The organism is Flavobacterium sp. GL_143 (assembly GCF_057834355.1).
On sequence record NZ_CM174401.1, the window covers coordinates 1,002,339 to 1,017,448 of the forward strand.

The following is a 15,110-nucleotide window of genomic DNA, read 5'->3' on the forward strand; positions in this document are numbered from 1 at the left end:
GTGTATTTTAAATAAGTGAAACGCCTTTTTTTGAGAGTACAACAGCTATGTTTCTATGTGTTAAAAAACAATTACATATAACTCTTTATATTATATAAAAAAGCCTAAATGTTAATTTCATTTAGGCCTATTCTTTGCTAGTTAGCTTATAGCAAGCTCTTCTTTTTTTACATTATTTCGAATCTCAGTTAATGAGTGGTCGATTAATAATTTTCCATCTCTAAAGACTTCTTTTAATTCCCCTTTACCCTCTTCTTCCCAAGAAACATTATCTGTTAATTGATATACACCATCTACTAGGTCAATTTTCATTAATCCTTTTGCAGATTTTTTAGTTCCATCATCTGTAATTGGATCTTTAAAGATTGCTCTTCCTTCTCCGTTTACTTCACCATAAGTCGCTTTCATTGCAAAACCAAAAGTATCTCTGGTATTGTATTGGTACGTAAATGATCCAATTCCTAAAACCACATTTGTAGAAGCAAAACCTTTGGCTTTTAATCTTTCGCAAATTTGAGTGGCTCTCGCTACAGTAATACTATCACCATATATTGCCCCAATTTGCGGTACTAATTCTTTATATCCTTTGCTATTTATAGTTCCTCCAAAAACATCCCAGATTAACTCAATAACACCTTTCTTTTCTTGTTCTGTCTTTCCGTTTGGGTTACCACAAATAATGTCAACAGGATCTCCACTATCAGGTCTAATTACTACTTTACCTTCTCTAGAAAGAATCTCTTCTTTTAATCGAGGCAAATAATCAGTTAATACTTTCCATAAATCCCAAGTGTCAGAAACGATAGAAACAATTCCTTTAGGATACACTTCGCAAATCAATCTTTTAAAAGTTTCGCATTCTCCCTCAGTAGTTCCCATACACATTACAGAATGTTCAGTTGCTGCTACAGATCCAGCAACTAGTTCAACATCGGAATTAGCGTTATAATATTCCTCTAGAAAATCAATTGCAGGAATTGTGTCAGAACCTGTAAAGCTTAATAAATGTCCCGCAGATGAAGTTACCGCAGCTTCTATTCCTCCCATTCCTCTCATAGAGAAATCGTGTCCTTGCCAATCTACGAACTCTGGAACTGATGAAGTTTCTTGTGCGTATTTATCAAGTACAATTCTATACTGCTTAGCAATTGTTGCAGAGTTACAAGGCAACCAAACTACTGCTGAAAGTAATGTCTCGAAATAATTTGTTAACCAAAAAAACTCTGGGATTGTATTATACATCGTAAACATAGGCACACGAACCGGAACGCTTGCTCCTTCTGGCAATGCTTTAAAAACCATCGGTATATAACCTAAATCATGTAAATCCTCAATATGTTTGGTTCCAACTTGGTTTTCGCCTAAATAATTATTGATTCTACGAGAGTATTTTTTTATAACTTCCTCTTTTGGTTGTTTAAAAAAGTATAAATCGAAATCCTGAATAATATATTTTTTGATAAAATATTGCAATCCAAAAAATACAACCTCATCAACTCCTTCGATTCTAGATTTTCTTGGTGTCCAGTTAGAATATACTAATGATGTTCCTGTTGGATATTGTCTTCTGTGGTCAACTTTGTAACCATCTGTTAATAATAGTGGGTTCATGGTTTTATTGTTATTATTATTTATTTCTTCCTTTTTCGTTCGGATATAATTCCTGAACTATATTACTTTGCCAAACTGTTTTTGTCTCAATATCCATACAGGATAATTTCCCGTAAAAAGCAGCTCCTGTATCAATATTCCAAACATTACAACCTTGCATAGGAACTTGAATATTGTAATTTAATGTTGGTGTATGACCTATGTATATTTCTTCGTAAAGTAATAATCTTTTGGGGTATAAAAGCGAATCTTTTTTTATTCGTTTATCCATTATCAACGCCATTTCCCATAATGTTCTGTCCCAAGAATAATTACTCGAATAATGTTCCTTCTCTGGACCGTGCATTGATGAAAATCCTGCGTGAATAAATAGGCGATTTTGCTCATCAACATGATAATCTTTCATACTTTCGAAAAAGAACAAATGCTCCATTATTTTCTCAGTAGCATAATTTTCATAGCTTTTTATAGTCGCCGTTCCTCCGTGTTGCAACCAAATACTATTTGGCTTTCCTGATTGTAACCATTCTTGACACCAAATATCATGATTTCCTTTAATAAATATACAACTATGTGTTTTATTCAATTCGATAAGAAAATCAATTACCGCTGCAGATTCGCTCCAACCATCAACATAATCTCCCAAAAAAATCAACCTATCATTTACATGGATATTGGTTCGCTCCAAAAGTTGAATTAAAGCCTTTAATCCGCCATGAATATCTCCAATTACCAAAGTCTTTTTCATGATTAAAACTCTATATATTTTGCAGGAACAGCATCTGTTAACCAAACATTATTTTCAGACAAATAAAATTTAAATCCGTCTCTGTGCATTGCGCCACTTCTAACAGATAAAATCTGCGGAGTTCCTCTTCTTCCGCCCACTTTAATAGCTGTTTCTCTATCTTGGCTAAGATGTACATGTTGACGGCTCATTTTCTGGAGTCCTTCTTTTTTGATACTATCCATAAACTTCCCAACTGTTCCGTGATACAAAAACTCCGAAGGTTCAGCTTCATTCAGGTTTAACTCAACCGAAATTGAATGCCCCTGACTTGCTCTTATTTTAGTTTTATCTTCATTAAAAGCAAATCTTTTTTTATCATTATTTTCTACTACATAATCCAGAAGTTCTGAATCTAATGTATTTCCATTTTTCGAACATTTTGCAATCAATTCTTCTACATCTGCCCAACCATTTTCATCTAGTTTTAAATTTATGGTTTCTGGCGAATGTCTGAGTACTAAACTCAGGAATTTGCTAATGCTCTTTGCTATTTTTTCATTCATGATTTCTATGAAATTTTTAATTTCTTATTTAATTCTTCATCTTCAAAAAGGAAAGGTCTTTCAGCGGGAACCATCAAATAATCTAATTGTTTATTCTGAACAAATTCATATTGTTCGTTTACAAAACCTGAAATATCTTCGATTAGTACTATATCCTCTTTTGCAAAAGATTTTATAAAGTCATCTCTTAAACCAATCTGAATGGCTCTTCTCTCTAACTTATTTCCGTAAGGATCATGATCTGGATCCCATTGTAATCTTATTGATGATGTTTTTACCTGCGTTTGCCATTCTTCACGACTTATTCCAAGTGATGAATCATAAGACGAGTAAACTGCATTTTGCAAATACCTATTGAATGCTGAAATTTTAAGATGAATTGCCAACACCGCTTCTTGTCCTTCTTTTGTTCCCCATCCGTTTCTGTACATCATCCACAGAAAATTAGGCTTAATCCAAGTCATTCTAGTAAGACTAAACTCTCCACCAAAAAATTGATTTTCAACTGCAAAATCCCCTATTTCTTTTCGGTATGATTGATAAACTATTATTTCCTCCTCGTCATATTGAGCCATAATGTGATAACCTGATTTTGGCCATTCTGCAATTTGCTCATCATATTTTTTTAATTCTATTTTCATTTTATTTTGCACACAATATGTTCATTGTGCTGTTTTAATTAAAACAGTTTGATTTTTAATTTTATCTAAAAATCATATACTGTTACTTCTATGTTATTATCAGAAAGTGTTTCCAAGATAATAGGTTCTATCATCTCCCACTTTCCTCCTGCTAAACCACAGCCAATTCTTGGCATATGAATACTAGCTTTATTCTTGTTTGCAAAAAGAGTAACTTCTTTTAAGCCTTGTTCTATAGCATCGTATCTTATTGGAGCATTTCCATTCTCGTTCTTATTAATTTTGTGCTGACCAATTAAATTAGCAACCCAAAGATCTTCTTCAACTTGGACAAATTGAACTTTACCCAATTCAAAATCAACTTTCGATTTAAACCATTCTCTATATTGATTTTCTGGTTTTTTCCATCGTTTTGAAATAGCCATTACAAACCCTTTTCCCCATCCACCTATGTCATTACATATGTGAACAATTATCTTATTATGTTCAGATTGTGGAGATGTTGCATCGCCTTTTATATATTGAATATCTTTCATGGTCTTCTATTTCAATTCATCTCTAACTTCCATCAAGACAAACCCCAAAAGATTCAACCCTTTCCACTTCGCAGGATTCATAACATCTTTATGATCGCTCGCCATCCCGATTCCCCAAATTGCATCGACAGGACTTGCTTCTACTAGAACCCTCTCTTTTGTATTTAACAGAAAAGTCTTCAACTCCTCATTTTGACTGAATTTATGATAATTACCTTCTTTTACAATTTCAAATCTAGCGGCTAACCAAAGCGTTTCATTATAATTCTTTACTTCTCTTCCCAACTTTTTAGCTTCGGCAGGAGAATTTGCTTTAATAATTTTTGGTAAAACTTCATTGTCTTTAAACAATTCGGCTTTTTTAGCCATCATCCAATGTTCAGCCGTTTTGTAAACTACTTTATCAACTTCAAAAGAACTTAACCACCACTGACTGAAACAAGTTTTAGAAATACTTCCGTCTTTATTGGGCTGATGTCCCCAGAAAAATAAAAACTTACTTTCCGATGTTAGGTTTTCTATAATGTATTTCATGATTTATTTTTTAAAAGTATCCTTAAAACATTTGAAATTTGATTTTTTTTCAGAAGTATCAAATATTGCAAAGACTATTTTTTTAAAAGCACCTGCGTATTTTTCAGTAATAATTTCCTTGAACAAATGTGCTACATCTTTGGTTTCATTTCTAAAAACACCACAACCCCAAGCTCCCAAAATTATTGTATCACTTTTTTGCTTTAAAGCAATTGCCAAGACTTTATCCATTCTGTTTTTAAAAACCTCTTCTGTTACAGCAATTTCTTCTTTCCTATTATGTTGCAGCATCGCGCCTTTGTTTGGCGCTGGTGATGTGATAATGTCTGCAACTAATGGTTTTTCAAAATAATTTCCGCTATCATCATTCCAAAACAAGACATTCGGACTATAAATCATGTAATCTGAATATAGAAATGAAGACTGATTTCTATTAAAATCATACATCACTTTGTCTTTGATTTGTGTTTCATAAAGGTTTGAAGATCTAGCTAAACTTTCTTCCTGAGCAGAAGCACCTCCTAAAAATCCACCGCCTGGATTTTTTGCAGAAGCAAAATTCAAGACGCAAATTTTGCCGTTTTTCTCTTGAACAATTGCTTCAATTGTAGAACAATTTTTCGTTATAATCTCTGTTTCAAACTTATTTTCAATTGGGGTTTTCAAGATTGCGTCCCAATCGTTTGGCTCAATTGTAAACGTATTTTCTATAGATTCTCCAAGTTCTTTATCTATAACAATCTTTTTCCCTTTATATTCATAAAAACCATCCTTTATGATTTCTAAAGTTTTATTTGCTATTTCTACTCTATAATTTTTATTCATAATTCTAATTTTATCACTTCAACACTTTCACCTTCAAAATCTTTGAAAGAGTTAGTTGTGAATATTTTATCGAAACAATCTAAAACTTCAAAGCCTTTATTGAAAATTCCATGGCTTACAGCTAAATATAATTTCCCTGCGTTTTTCTTTTTTAATTCTTCTGCTAATCCTACAAAGGTTCCCCCTCCATCGCAAATATCATCTACAATAAGACAATCCATTCCTTTTAAGTCTTCTTCATAAACTTTAAAACCAGACAATCTTCCTGTTTTTACATCACGACTTTTGCTACATTCTACAACATCTACCCCTCCTAAAAACTCAGAAACTTTGTAGATTTTTTTCAAAGCACCACCATCAGGAGAAATCAATTTTACATCGTTTCCTATTGTTTTAATAACTGCTGCTATAAAAGTATGATTCGGAATTACTTCGCAATTGTTTACCAAAGCTGGCGTAACTTCAGAATGTGCATCAAAGACAAATACTTTGTTTAATTGCATTGCATTGATAATATCTGCATATACTTTTACAGATAATGGTTCTCCTTTTATCATTACACGATCTTGTCTTGCTGCTGGGAAATAAGGAATAAACAAATCAATAACTTTTACGTCCATTCTTCTTAATGCATCAACAGCTAGGCATAACAATCCTAAATCGTTAAATGAATTTAATCTGTGTGTGATTGTTATTTTTTGATTGACATCAAAATCAGGATTAATTTTGATATGTGGTTCTCCTCCAGAAAAAGTAAAGCTTTTAAAATCTATTTCTTTTTGTCCTGTAAAAGGGGTAAAATTTGGGTCTAAATTAAGTATCATAGTTTTTTGTTTTGCGTTAATTATACGCAAATATACATTTAATATTTATACGAACAATTATTTTGTGTAAGATTTACGCAAACTTAATTTCAAAGTGAAATCCTTCTTTCAATAAAGCATTGTATTTCTGCTGATTGAACTTAAATAATTTTGCAGGTCTTCCTGTTTTATTAGGCGAAAAATTATCTGTTTCCTGAATAATCCCAAAACTTAAGATCTTTTTTCTGAAATTTCTTCTGTCTATTTCTTTCTCCAGGATTGTACAATACAAATTCTCCAGTTCTGAAAATAGAAACTCTTTTGGTAACAAATCAAATCCGATTGGTTCGTAAGTAAGTTTTGCTTTTAAACGCTCAATCGCTTTTTTTAGAATTAAATTATGGTCGAATGCCAAAGCAGGAATAGCATCCACTTGAAACCATTGTGCATTATCTGCATCAGAATCGGCTTTAACTTTTAACTTCGAAGGATCTACCAATGCAAAATAAGCAACAGAAATTACCCTGTTTCTCGGATCCCTGAAAACATCATCACCGAAAGTAAATAATTGTTCAAAGTGATTTACCGTAATATTAGTTTCCTCTTTTAACTCACGCTTTACAGCTTGTTCTAGTGATTCATCATTTTTTACTAAACCACCAGGTAAAGCCCAATACGATTCTTTAGTTCCAAATTTTTGCTGAATTAAAAGCACATATAATTGATTGTTCTGGTATCCAAAAACAATCGCATCAACAGCAACTCTAATATTTTGATTTTCTATCATAACTCTAATGCGTAAAATTTACACAAATATAACAAAGGAGAGTCAATTTTATAATTTATGCTATTGCAATAAATTATAAAATTGACTCTCCTAAATATGTTTTCTTCCTACTTTTTTAATTTACCGTTATACTTTTCTTTGGGCTTGTAGTACAACTACCTCCGTCTTTGGAAATAGTTACTTCCGCTATAACTTCAAATGTTCCGGCAGCACTGTAAGTATGTGCTACTGATCCCGTAGTAGTGCTTATAACTTCAGAAGGAGATCCATCTCCAAAAGTCCATTTTACAGAACTTATCGTTTTACTTCCATAATATTCTATAGAATAATTAATTTTCTTAGAATCAGTTTCATCTTCGGAATGTTTTAATTTCATTAAAATTGAATCTCCTAAGCAATCTATTATTGCTTCATCTTCGCTCTTACTGCATGAATTATTCATAAAGACTACAGCAATCATTATTAAAATTATTTTTAAATTATTCATTTTCAAAAATTAAGTTGTTTCGTTATCAAAATTATTCTTTTAAAAATAAAAAATAAAGGATTACGACTAAAATCTCTTACTAAAAAACAACTTTAATTCTGTAGCAATAATTTCAAAAATCGGACTCAGGTTACTGTTTTTTCCTGATAACAAGAAAACATCAATACTTGGCATTTCCTTACTATCCCATAATAACTGTAGTTTACCTTCCTCAATCAATTCTTTTGCATTGCAATTCCAGGTTATCCCAATTCCGCTATTTTTAGAGAGTACTCTAAGCATTTCACTTTCATTAGGAATAATATAATTGGCAACCATCGAAGGTCTTTTTTTATTAAAAACATGCAGCCAGAATAATTTAACATGAGGAATTCTTGCATCATGACTATACCATTTTTGCTCATTAAGCCATTGTTCTATTTCTGAGGATTCTTTAGTTTTTAACTTCTGCTTAAACTCATTTACCTCAAGTTGTGGTGATGAAACCATAACTAATTTAATTTTTCCAACAACTTCCTGAATAGTATCAAACGTATCAAATTGCTTGGTAATAATTGCAAAATCAAGTTTTTTGGCATCTACTAATTCAAAAAGAGTATCATTATCATTAAAACTAAAATCGATAAAATCAAATTTAGATATTAAGACACTACCTAAGCTAGCAAACAAGTTTTTAGAAATACCAACAGAAATTAATCGATTTGCATCGGATGCCTTTGCGCGAAACCCATTCTCTACGTTTTCGAGACGGTCAAGCGCATCTATAATCAAATTATTAAGTAACTTAGCGTAATCCGTTGGTTCGACTCCTTTTGATTTTCTGTTAAAGAGTTTATAACCAACGTGTGCTTCTAACATTGATATCTGCTGGCTAACTGCGGGTTGACTAATAAAAAGCTCTTTGGCGGCCAAAGAAAAATTGCCGTTTTTATATACCGATTTAAACGTTCTGTACCATTCTAGATTAACCATGATATAAATATATTTATCACAAACATAATTTATTTTATTTTTACTAATACCTTAATTGCTCTAATTTTGTATCAAATAAAATACATTATGAAGAAAATCGCTCTATTTGTTATTATCGCATTAACTATAAATTGTGCTAAAACTACTGCGCAAAAAGTAAATAAAAAAAATATGAAAAAAGTATTATTTGTTGTTACTAGTCATGATAAGCTGGGTAACACAGGCGAAAAAACCGGATTTTGGACAGAAGAACTTGCAGCGCCTTATTATGCTCTTGCAGATAAAGGAGTTGAGATAACAATAGCAACACCACTTGGTGGTCAACCACCTATAGATCCTAAAAGTGCAGACCCTGCATCGGCAACAGAAGACACTAAACGATTTGATGCTGATAAAGTTTTATTAGAAAAATTAAAACACACCATTAAATTATCAGATGTAAATCCTGCTGATTATGACGCTGTATTTTATCCTGGCGGACATGGCCCATTATGGGATCTAGCCGAAGACAAAAACTCTGCAGCTTTAATCACGACATTTTACACGCAAAACAAACCTGTAAGTTTTGTTTGCCACGCTCCTGGAGTTCTTAAGGATGTTAAGGTAAATGGGGAATTTTTAGTAAAAGGGAAAAAACTTACTGGCTTTTCTAATGCCGAAGAAGAAGCAGTAGGATTAACAAAAATAGTTCCGTTCTTGCTTGAAGAGGCATTACAAAAAGATGGTGCAATTTATTCTAAAGGACCAAACTGGGAACCATACGCAGTTGAAGATGGATTATTAATTACAGGACAAAATCCAGCATCATCAAAATTGGTTGCTGAGAAATTATTAAAAAAATTAACTAAATAAGAATCTAAGATACTGAGTCGCTAAGTCGCTGAGATTAAAAAAAACTTAGAACCTCAGCGCCTTAGTATCTTAGTAACTAAAAAACAAAAAAAATGTTAAACTTTGAATTATACAATCCGACAAATCTAGTTTTCGGAAAAGGACAAATAGAAAAATTAAAAGACCTTGTTCCTCAAGGGGCTAAAATATTATTGGCTTACGGAGGTGGAAGCATCTTTAAAAACGGAATTCACGAGCAAGTAATCAATAATCTAAAAGGATTTGATATTGTAGAATTTGGTGGAATTGAACCAAATCCGCATTTTGAAACTTTGATGAAAGCTGTTGCAGTTATTAAAGCTGAGAAAATAGACTTTATTCTAGCTGTTGGTGGTGGATCTGTAATTGATGGAGTTAAATTTATTTCGGCAGCTGTAAATTTTGACGGAAACCCGATTGATATCCTTCAAAAACGTTTATTGATTAAAGAAAATGCTGTGCCATTCGGGACAGTTTTAACATTGCCTGCAACGGGAAGCGAAATGAATTCTGGTGCTGTAGTAACTATAGAGTCTACTCAGGAAAAATTGGCTTTTGGTGGTAGTGCTTTATTTCCTAAATTCTCTATTTGTGACCCAACTGTTATTGCTTCTTTACCAAAAAGACAATTACAAAATGGTGTTGTAGATGCTTATACGCACGTAATGGAGCAATACTTAACTTATCCTCATGAAGGATATTTACAAGATCGAATTGCCGAAGGTATTTTACAAACTTTAATAGAAATTGGTCCAAAAGTAGTTGAAAACCCTACTGATTATCCACTGGCTTCAAACTTTATGTGGAGCTGTACAATGGCGCTTAACGGATTAATACAAAAAGGTGTACCGAGCGATTGGGCAACTCACATGATTGGTCATGAATTAACTGCTTTGTATGGTATCGATCACGCAAGAACATTGGCAATTGTTGGTCCTAGCTTATATCGTGTAATGTTTGAAACTAAAAAGGGAAAACTAGCACAATACGGAAGACGTATTTTTAACCTAACAGGTTCTGATGATGAAGTTGCAAAAGAAGCAATTAACCAAACAGTAGCCTTTTTCCATACTATGGGAATGGATACTAAACTATCTCAATATACGAACGACTATGATAAAACAGCCGACTTTATAGTAAATCGTTTTGAAGAAAGAGGTTGGAAAGGTTTAGGAGAAAACCAATTGGTTACTTTAGATAAAGTAAAATCGATTGTAGAAATGAGCTACTAGTCGCAGTTAAAAACTGAAAACTAAAAAAAGGCGTTCTTAAAACTTATTAAGGACGCCTTTTTACAATACTAAAACAAAACTAACTAACTCAATTCTTTGTAAATTCATTTAACTAAAATTCTAATTCATAAACTACTACAACGTAAGAATCAGCTACTTATTGTATATTTTGTAAAAAATAATTATTTTTTTCGTATTAGAATTTAAACTAATAAAAAACGAGATAGTTTCTGTATATTTTGATATGTATTTTTCATACCAAAAGCGTTTGTTAGCATGAATTTTTCGTACTATTCGTATAATATTAGTACTTTTGATAAAAATTAATAATTATAATGAGCGAAAATTTAAAATTTGCAGTAATTGGTGGTGGAAGCTGGGCAACCGCCATTGCAAAAATGTTATGTGTAAATCTTTCCGAAATTTCGTGGTACATGCGTAATGACGCTGCTATCGAACACATTAACAAATACAAACACAATCCGAATTACTTAAGTTCGGTAGAGTTTGATACTACTAAATTAAAGCTTACTAATAATATAAATGAAGCCGTAGAATATGCTGATTATATTATTTTTGCTATTCCATCGGCTTTTTTAAATGCCGAATTAGAAAAATTAACAGTTTCCTTAGATAACAAAGTTATTTTCTCGGCTATTAAAGGTATTGTTCCTGAAACAAGTTTAATTGTTGGAGAACATTTTCATATAAAATATGACATTCCGTATTACAACATTGGTGTTATTACAGGACCATGTCATGCCGAAGAAGTTGCTCTAGAAAGATTATCTTATTTAACAATTGCATGCGGAGATTCTACTAAAGCTAGTGTTGTTGCCAAGAACTTATCTGGAAATTATATAAAGGCCAAGATATCTGATGATATTATAGGTACTGAATATGCTGCAATGCTTAAAAATATTTATGCAATTGCTGCAGGAATTGCCCATGGCTTAGGTTATGGCGATAATTTTCAATCGGTTATAATGAGTAATGCTATTCGCGAAATGAAGAAATTCATCAAGAAAGTGCATAAAATGAAACGTAACATTAATGACTCTGCTTATCTGGGTGATTTATTAGTTACAGGATATTCTGTTTTTTCGAGAAACAGAATGTTCGGAAATATGATTGGAAAAGGATATACTGTAAAAAGCGCTATGATGGAAATGAGCATGATTGCCGAAGGGTATTATGCTACCAAAAGTGCCTATAAACTAAACCAAGGATATGGTGCAAAAACACCAATTATCGATGCCGTTTATGCTATTTTATATGAAGGTAAAGATGCTAAAACTGTTTTCAAGAAACTTACTGATGTATTGGATTAGTATTTAGTTACAGTCGCGGTTTTCAGTCTCAGTTTGCGGTGAAAAATAAAAAATATAGAGTATCTACTACTTTAAAAGAATAAAAAAAAGAGTCAAGACTAATTTATTTCGTCTTGACTCTTTTCTTATATTTTATTCTCTAACCAATTTACTGTTTTTACTGTAACTGTAAACTGAGACTGTTTTTATACTGAGACTGTAAACTGCAACTGAGAACTAAAACCTTCTACTTCACTATAACGCCATCTACAAACAAGATAGGCACTTCTTCAGAGAAATCTTCGTGTATAGAATGTGCTTTAAAAATATATTTCTTGTCGTATAATGTGTTTCCGATAAAAAAAGTAACCATAAACTCATTGTTTAAAGCTAATACACTTTTTTCTACCATTTCGATTTTTACTACCGAAACCGATGGAACCTCAACAAAAGCATGACGCAAAAGTGACGTTTTTTTCATTTCGCCATCAATTGTTCCAAAAGCTTTTGAAACGACCATTACACTTTCAATATTAAAATCACTGTCATTTACAAGATAAGCATACCATACTTTCTCCATAAAATCGTCGCTCCATTCCTGAACAACGGCCATAAAAATATTCTCTACTTCTGGAATAATTATATCTTTTTTCATAGTTGTAAAAAGTTATAAAGTCATAAAGTCGAAAGCTTCATGTTTTGAAACTTTCGACTTTACAAATTTTGGACTTAAATTATATGTTTGATTTAAATTGCTCTAAGAATCTAACGTCGTTTTCGTAAAACATACGAATATCACCAATCTGGTATAACAACATTGCAATACGCTCTACTCCCATACCAAATGCAAAACCATTATATTCTTCTGGGTTGATATCACAATTTTTCAATACGTTTGGATCTACCATTCCACATCCTCCAATTTCTAACCAACCAGTTCCTTTGGTGATACGATAATCGGTTTCGGTTTTTAGACCCCAATAAATATCAATCTCGGCGCTAGGTTCTGTAAATGGAAAGTATGACGGACGTAAACGGATTTTTGATTTCCCGAACATTTCTTTAGTAAAATAAAGCAATGTTTGTTTTAAATCGGCAAATGAAACATCTTTATCAATATACAATCCTTCTACCTGATGGAAGATACAGTGTGATCTTGACGAAATTGCTTCGTTACGGAAAACACGTCCTGGAGAAATAGTACGAATAGGCGGTTTATGATTTTCCATATAACGCACCTGTACCGATGATGTATGCGTACGCAACAAAACATCTGGGTTTGTTTGTATAAAAAATGTATCCTGCATATCACGTGCCGGATGATATTCCGGAAGGTTTAATGCCGTAAAGTTATGCCAATCGTCTTCGATTTCCGGACCTTCAGAAACGTTAAAACCAATGTTTGCAAAAATATCTATAATCTGGTTTTTTACGATTGATATCGGGTGACGAGAACCAATAATTACTGGCTCGGCAGCACGAGTTAAATCTCCGTAAATACCTTTAATTTCTTCTTTGCTTTCTAAAGCTTCAACTATTGTTTTTACTTTATCTTCCGCAGCTGTTTTTAAAGCGTTTATAACCTGTCCAAATTCCTTTTTCTGGTCATTTGGTACCGTTTTAAATTCAGCAAAAAAATCATTTAAAACACCTTTTTTTCCAAGAAATTTAATGCGGAATGCTTCTAACTCTTCCTTATTTTCAGTTGAAAAAGCTTGAGCTTCCCCAATATATTCTTTTATCTTATCTATCATTTTCATTCCGTAATTGAGAATACAAATTTACATAATTTGTTTCAAGTTTAAAGTCTAAAGTTTAAAGTTTCCTTTGCAAATCGTAATAATATTAACAAATAAAACGAGTAAGCCTGACAAAAATATAAACTTGATTAAAGTAGTAATCCATTTTCTATTGCAAAAACAAGTTTAATCTATAACTATTTTATCAAACTTATTTTACTTTCAATTTCCTGTACTCTATTTAACCAAAAAGTTATTCCTTCCTGATTCTTAACAATTTCTTTTTTAGAATTAGATGAAACCTTACCTAATTCATGCCAATTTTTTTGATAATCTTTCTCTCTTTCCTGTTTATTGGTAGGCTCTGTTCTTGAACGCCAAAAATTAATATTCTTAAGATAAGTATCTCTTAGGTTTTCAAAATACTCGATTAATTTTTCTTTAGAATTAGGAATATAACCTGGTCCGCTGCAACCACAGGAATGAAATGCAATTCCAACTGAATACAGACTTTTAATATGCTCCCATTTTTTTACATCATCTTTTTTAGGTGATTCAAAATCAAGTCCCATATTAGCCATTAATTCTCCGCATTCTGGACACTTTGCCTCCTGAACAGATTTCTCCCCTCTTTCTATATCACACATCAATCTTCTTTTAAATGTCTTACGACAATCAAAACAAGCGTAATGTGGCTTATAGGAAACCATTGCGTATCTACACATATTTTTTTAGTTTTCAGTAGCAGTGTTCAGTGTTCAGTCGCGGTTTACAGTTTAGCACACGCTGAAAACTGAGACTGAACACTGAATACTAATAAAACTACTCTATAAGTTTTCTTTCTAAAAAGTAACTCACAATTGCTTCTTTCATTAAAACCGATTGTTCTCCCGCTTTTAATGGTGGTAATTCTTCTTTTACCTTATAATGTGGCCAACCTTCCTCATCAAAAAACTCAAATTCATAAAAACCATAAGGCTCTAATAACCTACATATAGCAATATGCATGAGGTTTAATTTTTCATCTTTTTTAAATTCACGGTGTAATTTCCCTAATTCTTGTACCCCAATTAAATAAATTATGGAATCTAAATCTAGGTTTTCTCCTTGTGAAAATTGATCGGAAAGTATATTTACAAGCTGTTCCCAGCGTTCTTTAAGTTGTGCGTCTCTTGACATTTTTATAGGTGTGAATTATGAATTATGAATTATAAATTCAAAAGTCATAAAATTTAGTTTGCAAAGATACGGACTTCAAATCCAAACACCTTAAAAAATTAAACGTATAGATCCATAGATTTAACGTTCTAAAAAGGATCATTTTAAGACAATACTTTCGTCTATTGATCCCGAAAAATCAAAAACATCAACATCTAAAGCCTCAGTCCCGATCCCGAACCGTCGGGCAATGTCATTAAGTTAAGCTTTTTTAGCTAATTATGGTTAATTGTATTCTCGACAAAGATTGTC

General features: G+C 32.3%; 18 protein-coding genes. 3 read left to right on the forward strand and 15 right to left on the reverse strand.

Annotation, left to right across the window (positions count from 1 at the left end):
• Nucleotides 1-141: 141 nt before the first annotated feature.
• From AC3IPI_RS04240 to AC3IPI_RS04290, 11 genes are all read right to left on the reverse strand, one after another.
• Nucleotides 142-1,611 carry a nicotinate phosphoribosyltransferase gene (locus AC3IPI_RS04240; RefSeq protein WP_489157348.1) on the reverse strand — a complete coding sequence of 490 codons (1,470 nt, stop codon included), beginning with the start codon at nucleotides 1,609-1,611 and terminating at the stop codon, nucleotides 142-144.
• A 16-nt stretch (nucleotides 1,612-1,627) separates the two neighbouring features.
• Nucleotides 1,628-2,359, reverse strand: a complete 732-nt coding sequence (locus AC3IPI_RS04245; protein WP_489157350.1) for a metallophosphoesterase family protein — start codon at nucleotides 2,357-2,359, stop codon at nucleotides 1,628-1,630.
• A 2-nt stretch (nucleotides 2,360-2,361) separates the two neighbouring features.
• Complete coding sequence (locus tag AC3IPI_RS04250) at nucleotides 2,362-2,904, reverse strand: RNA 2'-phosphotransferase (protein WP_086894940.1); 543 nt, start codon at nucleotides 2,902-2,904, stop codon at nucleotides 2,362-2,364.
• Between the two features lie 5 nt (nucleotides 2,905-2,909).
• Complete coding sequence (locus tag AC3IPI_RS04255) at nucleotides 2,910-3,545, reverse strand: DUF4291 domain-containing protein (RefSeq protein ID WP_489157352.1); 636 nt, start codon at nucleotides 3,543-3,545, stop codon at nucleotides 2,910-2,912.
• Nucleotides 3,546-3,610: 65 nt separating this feature from the next.
• Entirely contained in the window at nucleotides 3,611-4,081 is a 471-nt protein-coding gene (locus AC3IPI_RS04260; RefSeq protein ID WP_489157354.1) for a macro domain-containing protein, read from the reverse strand.
• A 6-nt stretch (nucleotides 4,082-4,087) separates the two neighbouring features.
• Entirely contained in the window at nucleotides 4,088-4,615 is a 528-nt protein-coding gene (gene ybiA, locus AC3IPI_RS04265) for a riboflavin biosynthesis intermediates N-glycosidase (protein ID WP_489157356.1), read from the reverse strand.
• Between the two features lie 3 nt (nucleotides 4,616-4,618).
• Entirely contained in the window at nucleotides 4,619-5,440 is an 822-nt protein-coding gene (locus AC3IPI_RS04270; RefSeq protein ID WP_489157358.1) for a TIGR02452 family protein, read from the reverse strand.
• Complete coding sequence (gene prs / locus AC3IPI_RS04275) at nucleotides 5,437-6,264, reverse strand: ribose-phosphate diphosphokinase (protein WP_489157360.1); 828 nt, start codon at nucleotides 6,262-6,264, stop codon at nucleotides 5,437-5,439. The genes AC3IPI_RS04270 and prs overlap by 4 nt, the downstream gene beginning before the upstream one ends.
• A 73-nt stretch (nucleotides 6,265-6,337) precedes the next feature.
• Nucleotides 6,338-7,030 carry an NUDIX hydrolase gene (locus AC3IPI_RS04280; RefSeq protein ID WP_039113199.1) on the reverse strand — a complete coding sequence of 231 codons (693 nt, stop codon included), beginning with the start codon at nucleotides 7,028-7,030 and terminating at the stop codon, nucleotides 6,338-6,340.
• Nucleotides 7,031-7,145: 115 nt separating this feature from the next.
• A complete protein-coding gene (locus tag AC3IPI_RS04285) occupies nucleotides 7,146-7,517 on the reverse strand; it encodes a PKD domain-containing protein (protein WP_489157362.1) in 372 nt (123 codons plus the stop codon).
• Between the two features lie 66 nt (nucleotides 7,518-7,583).
• Nucleotides 7,584-8,489, reverse strand: coding sequence for a LysR family transcriptional regulator (locus tag AC3IPI_RS04290; RefSeq protein WP_489157364.1), 906 nt, complete (start codon nucleotides 8,487-8,489; stop codon nucleotides 7,584-7,586).
• 87 nt (nucleotides 8,490-8,576) lie between these two features.
• On the opposite strand from AC3IPI_RS04290, the gene AC3IPI_RS04295 reads away from it, so the two are divergent.
• The 3 genes from AC3IPI_RS04295 to AC3IPI_RS04305 all read left to right on the forward strand — a co-directional run bounded on the left by AC3IPI_RS04295 (nucleotide 8,577) and on the right by AC3IPI_RS04305 (nucleotide 11,922).
• A complete protein-coding gene (locus tag AC3IPI_RS04295; protein ID WP_489157366.1) occupies nucleotides 8,577-9,341 on the forward strand; it encodes a type 1 glutamine amidotransferase domain-containing protein in 765 nt (254 codons plus the stop codon).
• A gap of 92 nt (nucleotides 9,342-9,433) precedes the next feature.
• Nucleotides 9,434-10,591 carry an iron-containing alcohol dehydrogenase gene (locus AC3IPI_RS04300; protein ID WP_489157368.1) on the forward strand — a complete coding sequence of 386 codons (1,158 nt, stop codon included), beginning with the start codon at nucleotides 9,434-9,436 and terminating at the stop codon, nucleotides 10,589-10,591.
• Between the two features lie 335 nt (nucleotides 10,592-10,926).
• The gene (locus AC3IPI_RS04305; protein WP_039113205.1) at nucleotides 10,927-11,922 is read left to right on the forward strand and encodes an NAD(P)H-dependent glycerol-3-phosphate dehydrogenase; all 996 of its coding nucleotides are present in this window, start codon (nucleotides 10,927-10,929) and stop codon (nucleotides 11,920-11,922) included.
• Between the two features lie 226 nt (nucleotides 11,923-12,148).
• Here AC3IPI_RS04305 and AC3IPI_RS04310 read toward each other — a convergent pair whose 3' ends face one another.
• The 4 genes from AC3IPI_RS04310 to AC3IPI_RS04325 form a co-directional block, all read right to left on the reverse strand.
• Complete coding sequence (locus AC3IPI_RS04310; RefSeq protein ID WP_039113207.1) at nucleotides 12,149-12,556, reverse strand: hypothetical protein; 408 nt, start codon at nucleotides 12,554-12,556, stop codon at nucleotides 12,149-12,151.
• Between the two features lie 79 nt (nucleotides 12,557-12,635).
• Nucleotides 12,636-13,655, reverse strand: a complete 1,020-nt coding sequence (gene pheS / locus AC3IPI_RS04315) for a phenylalanine--tRNA ligase subunit alpha (RefSeq protein WP_039113263.1) — start codon at nucleotides 13,653-13,655, stop codon at nucleotides 12,636-12,638.
• A 182-nt stretch (nucleotides 13,656-13,837) separates the two neighbouring features.
• Nucleotides 13,838-14,287 (reverse strand): hypothetical protein, encoded by a 450-nt coding sequence (locus tag AC3IPI_RS04320; RefSeq protein WP_489157371.1) that lies wholly within the window; start codon nucleotides 14,285-14,287, stop codon nucleotides 13,838-13,840.
• Nucleotides 14,288-14,462: 175 nt separating this feature from the next.
• Nucleotides 14,463-14,819: a hypothetical protein gene (locus AC3IPI_RS04325; RefSeq protein WP_039113210.1), complete on the reverse strand. Its 357-nt coding sequence runs from the start codon at nucleotides 14,817-14,819 to the stop codon at nucleotides 14,463-14,465.
• Between the last annotated feature and the right edge of the window lie 291 nt (nucleotides 14,820-15,110).

What these genes read in the sequence shown, in the direction of transcription:
- AC3IPI_RS04300 (WP_489157368.1), top strand. Translation starts at nt 9,434, where the DNA reads ATGTTAAACTTTGAATTATACAATCCGACAAATCTAGTTTTCGGAAAA.
- AC3IPI_RS04285 (WP_489157362.1), bottom strand. Translation starts at nt 7,517, where the DNA reads ATGAATAATTTAAAAATAATTTTAATAATGATTGCTGTAGTCTTTATG.
- AC3IPI_RS04270 (WP_489157358.1), bottom strand. Translation starts at nt 5,440, where the DNA reads ATGAATAAAAATTATAGAGTAGAAATAGCAAATAAAACTTTAGAAATC.
- pheS (WP_039113263.1), bottom strand. Translation starts at nt 13,655, where the DNA reads ATGATAGATAAGATAAAAGAATATATTGGGGAAGCTCAAGCTTTTTCA.
- ybiA (WP_489157356.1), bottom strand. Translation starts at nt 4,615, where the DNA reads ATGAAATACATTATAGAAAACCTAACATCGGAAAGTAAGTTTTTATTT.
- AC3IPI_RS04255 (WP_489157352.1), bottom strand. Translation starts at nt 3,545, where the DNA reads ATGAAAATAGAATTAAAAAAATATGATGAGCAAATTGCAGAATGGCCA.
- AC3IPI_RS04305 (WP_039113205.1), top strand. Translation starts at nt 10,927, where the DNA reads ATGAGCGAAAATTTAAAATTTGCAGTAATTGGTGGTGGAAGCTGGGCA.
- AC3IPI_RS04295 (WP_489157366.1), top strand. Translation starts at nt 8,577, where the DNA reads ATGAAGAAAATCGCTCTATTTGTTATTATCGCATTAACTATAAATTGT.
- prs (WP_489157360.1), bottom strand. Translation starts at nt 6,264, where the DNA reads ATGATACTTAATTTAGACCCAAATTTTACCCCTTTTACAGGACAAAAA.
- AC3IPI_RS04280 (WP_039113199.1), bottom strand. Translation starts at nt 7,030, where the DNA reads ATGATAGAAAATCAAAATATTAGAGTTGCTGTTGATGCGATTGTTTTT.
- AC3IPI_RS04245 (WP_489157350.1), bottom strand. Translation starts at nt 2,359, where the DNA reads ATGAAAAAGACTTTGGTAATTGGAGATATTCATGGCGGATTAAAGGCT.
- AC3IPI_RS04290 (WP_489157364.1), bottom strand. Translation starts at nt 8,489, where the DNA reads ATGGTTAATCTAGAATGGTACAGAACGTTTAAATCGGTATATAAAAAC.
- AC3IPI_RS04260 (WP_489157354.1), bottom strand. Translation starts at nt 4,081, where the DNA reads ATGAAAGATATTCAATATATAAAAGGCGATGCAACATCTCCACAATCT.
- AC3IPI_RS04240 (WP_489157348.1), bottom strand. Translation starts at nt 1,611, where the DNA reads ATGAACCCACTATTATTAACAGATGGTTACAAAGTTGACCACAGAAGA.
- AC3IPI_RS04320 (WP_489157371.1), bottom strand. Translation starts at nt 14,287, where the DNA reads ATGTGTGATATAGAAAGAGGGGAGAAATCTGTTCAGGAGGCAAAGTGT.
- AC3IPI_RS04325 (WP_039113210.1), bottom strand. Translation starts at nt 14,819, where the DNA reads ATGTCAAGAGACGCACAACTTAAAGAACGCTGGGAACAGCTTGTAAAT.
- AC3IPI_RS04250 (WP_086894940.1), bottom strand. Translation starts at nt 2,904, where the DNA reads ATGAATGAAAAAATAGCAAAGAGCATTAGCAAATTCCTGAGTTTAGTA.
- AC3IPI_RS04310 (WP_039113207.1), bottom strand. Translation starts at nt 12,556, where the DNA reads ATGAAAAAAGATATAATTATTCCAGAAGTAGAGAATATTTTTATGGCC.